Source organism: Pseudomonas sp. 51_B, assembly GCF_017491595.1.
Lineage (GTDB): Bacteria > Pseudomonadota > Gammaproteobacteria > Pseudomonadales > Pseudomonadaceae > Aquipseudomonas > Aquipseudomonas promysalinigenes.
The window spans coordinates 1-3,597 of sequence record NZ_JAFGYW010000050.1 but is presented as its reverse complement, the minus strand read 5'-3'; the positions used below and the strand labels follow the sequence as shown (position 1 = coordinate 3,597).

4 protein-coding genes are annotated in these 3,597 nt (G+C 54.5%); all 4 read right to left on the bottom strand.

Annotated features, from left to right (window positions below; all coding sequences use genetic code 11):
* A partial coding sequence (locus J5M56_RS23455) for a phage portal protein (RefSeq protein WP_207937882.1) occupies nucleotides 1-837 on the bottom strand: 837 nt, incomplete at its 3' end.
* On the bottom strand, nucleotides 834-1,040 hold the full coding sequence (locus J5M56_RS23450) for a gpW family protein (protein WP_000198149.1): 207 nt from the start codon (nucleotides 1,038-1,040) through the stop codon (nucleotides 834-836). The genes J5M56_RS23455 and J5M56_RS23450, both read right to left, overlap by 4 nt.
* Nucleotides 1,037-2,962: a phage terminase large subunit family protein gene (locus J5M56_RS23445; RefSeq protein ID WP_001027292.1), complete on the bottom strand. Its 1,926-nt coding sequence runs from the start codon at nucleotides 2,960-2,962 to the stop codon at nucleotides 1,037-1,039. Before J5M56_RS23445 ends, J5M56_RS23450 begins: the two co-directional genes overlap by 4 nt.
* A complete protein-coding gene (locus J5M56_RS23440; protein WP_000453580.1) occupies nucleotides 2,937-3,482 on the bottom strand; it encodes a DNA-packaging protein in 546 nt (181 codons plus the stop codon). Before J5M56_RS23440 ends, J5M56_RS23445 begins: the two co-directional genes overlap by 26 nt.
* Nucleotides 3,483-3,597 lie beyond the last annotated feature (115 nt).

The window sequence follows — 3,597 nt, the reverse complement described above, 5'->3', positions numbered from 1 at the left end:
GGCATACATCGCCTTCACAATGGCGCTCTGCAGCTGCGTGTTCTGCAGCGTGTCGAGCATCTTCATCTGCTCCATCACGCTGTAAAACACATTTGCACCGCGAGTCTGCCCGTCCTCCACGGGTTCAAAAACGTGAATGAACGAGGCGCGCCCGCCGGGTAACTCACGGGGTATCCATGTCCATTTCTGCGGCATCCAGCCAGGATACCCGTCCTCGCTGACGTAATATCCCAGCGCCGCACCGCTGTCATTAATCTGCACACCGGCACGGCAGTTCCGGCTGTCGCCGGTATTGTTCGGGTTGCTGATGCGCTTCGGGCTGACCATCCGGAACTGTGTCCGGAAAAGCCGCGACGAACTGGTATCCCAGGTGGCCTGAACGAACAGTTCACCGTTAAAGGCGTGCATGGCCACACCTTCCCGAATCATCATGGTAAACGTGCGTTTTCGCTCAACGTCAATGCAGCAGCAGTCATCCTCGGCAAACTCTTTCCATGCCGCTTCAACCTCGCGGGAAAAGGCACGGGCTTCTTCCTCCCCGATGCCCAGATAGCGCCAGCTTGGGCGATGACTGAGCCGGAAAAAAGACCCGACGATATGATCCTGATGCAGCTGGATGGCGTTGGCGGCATAGCCGTTATTGCGTACCAGATCGTCTGCGCGGGCATTGCCACGGGTAAAGTTGGGCAACAGGGCTGCATCCACACTTTCACTCGGTGGGTTCCACGACCGCAACTGCCCTCCAAATCCGCTGCCACCGCCGTGATAACCGGCATATTCGCGCAGCGATGTCATGCCGTCCGGCCCCAGAAGGGTGGGAATGGTGGGCGTTTTCATACATAAAATCCTGCAGGTCCCCTGCGTCGCTGTGTCATGCCGGTCTGCACTTCCAGCTCTGCAATATATTTTTTCAGGTCAGACACGGAAGTGGCCGTAAACTCCACCCTTCGTCCGTCTTTCTGTACTGTTGCCACCCGTTTACCTGTCATCAGGTCATGCAGTGCCGCACGGGCAGCGGCAAGTTCTTCCTGTCGCGTCATTCATCCTCTCCGGATAAGGCACGGGCGTAATCTGCCAGTGTTTTCTTGTTGGTTGCTGCACCATCCTCTTCCTGCAGGCTCGCCAGCAGCGCACTGAGATCCAGCTGCCAGCGGGAAATACTGATGCGCAGCGCCGCCAGCGCATAAACGAAGCAGTCGAGTGCCTCATTGCGTCGCTTTTTGCTGTCCCACAGTATTTTTTTCCTGCCATCCACCCATTTTTCGACCTGCTCTTCAGCAGTCAGCTGCTGCGCTTCGGTCAGATCAAAAATATCCGGGTTATTCGGGAAGTGAACGGCACCGGGAAGCGGTTCATCCCCTTCCGGCGTCAGTGTGAAGCGGTTATAAATCTGCTCTTTCGCGGTATCCGTACCGATTTCGGTAAGGTAAACCCCGTTTTTGTTTCGCTTACGTGGCATGCTGGCCACCGGCTTTCCGTAGACGGATGCCCCTTTAATGGGGATCACCCGGAACAGCCCATGTTTTTTCGAGCGTTCATACACAATGGTCGGGTCAATCCCGCCAGTATCCCAGCAGATACGGGATATCGACATTTCTGCACCATTCCGGCGGGTATAGGTTTTATTGATGGCCTCATCCACACGCAGCAGCGTCTGTTCATCGTCGTGGCGGCCCATAATAATCTGCCGGTCAATCAGCCAGCTTTCCTCACCCGGCCCCCATCCCCATACGCGCATTTCGTAGCGGTCCAGCTGGGAGTCGATACCGGCGGTCAGGTAAGCCACACGGTCAGGAACGGGCGCTGAATAATGCTCTTTCCGCTCTGCCATCACTTCAGCATCCGGACGTTCGCCAATTTTCGCCTCCCACGTCTCACCGAGCGTGGTGTTTACGAAGGTTTTACGTTTTCCCGTATCCCCTTTCGTTTTCATCCAGTCTTTGACAATCTGCACCCAGGTGGTGAACGGGCTGTACGCTGTCCAGATGTGAAAGGTCACACTGTCAGGTGGCTCAATCTCTTCACCGGATGACGAAAACCAGAGAATGCCATCACGGGTCCAGATCCCGGTCTTTTCGCAGATATAACGGGCATCAGTAAAGTCCAGCTCCTGCTGGCGGATGACGCAGGCATTATGCTCGCAGAGATAAAACACGCTGGAGGGGTCATCCGGCGTCCATTTGAGGCCAAACGGCGTCTCTTTGTCGCCAAATTTAAGATACTGCTCCTCCCCGCAATGCGGGCAGGCAACATGAAAACGCATAAAATGCGGGGATTCACTGGCTGCACGCTCAATCTGACAGGTGCCTCTCACTTTTGGCGTGGAGCCACGGATGGACTTTGGCCAGACCGAGCCTTCAATACGCTTGTCACCCAGGAACGTCGGAGAGCCTTCCTGTTCAATATCATCATCAAAAGCAGCAAGTTCATCATAACCCGCCACATCCACCGACTTTTCACGGTAGTTTTTTGCCGCTTTACCGCCCAGGCACCAGAAGCCACGCCCATTAGTGAAACGCTTCATGGTGAGCGTGTTATCCCGGTGCTTTTTGCCATACCACGGGGCCAGCGCCAGCAGCGACGGAATATCACGAATAGTCGGCTCAACGTGGGTTTTCATAAAGTTCTCGGCATCACCATCCGTCGGCAACCAGATAAGGGTGTTGCGCTGCTTATGCTCTATAAAGTAGGCATAAACACCCAGCAGCATTTTGGAATAACCGACACGGGCAGACTTCACCACATTCACCTCACGGATGTAGTCGCTGCCCATCGCATTCATGATGGCCCGCTGAAAGGGCAGTGTTTCCCAGCGCCCTTCCTGGTATGCGGATTCTTTCGGGAGATAGTAATTAGCATCCGCCCATTCAACGGCGGTCTGTGGCTCCGGCCTGAACAGTGAGCGAAGCCCGGCGCGGACAAAATGCCGCAGCCTGTTAACCTGACTGTTCGATATATTCACTCAGCAACCCCGGTATCAGTTCATCCAGCGCGGCTGCTTTGTTCATGGCTTTGATGATATCCCGTTTCAGGAAATCAACATGTCGGTTTTCCAGTTCCGGAAAACGCCGCTGCACCGACAGGGGGAGCCCGTCGAGAATACTGGCAATTTCACCTGCGATCCGCGACAGCACGAAAGTACAGAATGCGGTTTCCACCACTTCAGCGGAGTCTCTGGCATTCTTCAGTTCCTGTGCGTCGGCCTGCGCACGCGTAAGTCGATGGCGTTCGTACTCAATAGTTCCTGGCTGGAGATCTGCCTCGCTGGCCTGCCGCAGTTCTTCAACCTCCCGGCGCAGCTTTTCGTTCTCAATTTCAGCATCCCTTTCGGCATACCATTTTATGACGGCGGCAGAGTCATAAAGCACCTCATTACCCTTGCCACCGCCTCGCAGAACGGGCATTCCCTGTTCCTGCCAGTTCTGAATGGTACGGATACTCGCACCGAAAATGTCAGCCAGCTGCTTTTTGTTGACTTCCATTGTTCATTCCACGGACAAAAACAGAGAAAGGAAACGACAGAGGCCAAAAAGCTCGCTTTCAGCACCTGTCGTTTCCTTTCTTTTCAGAGGGTATTTTAAATAAAAACATTAAGTT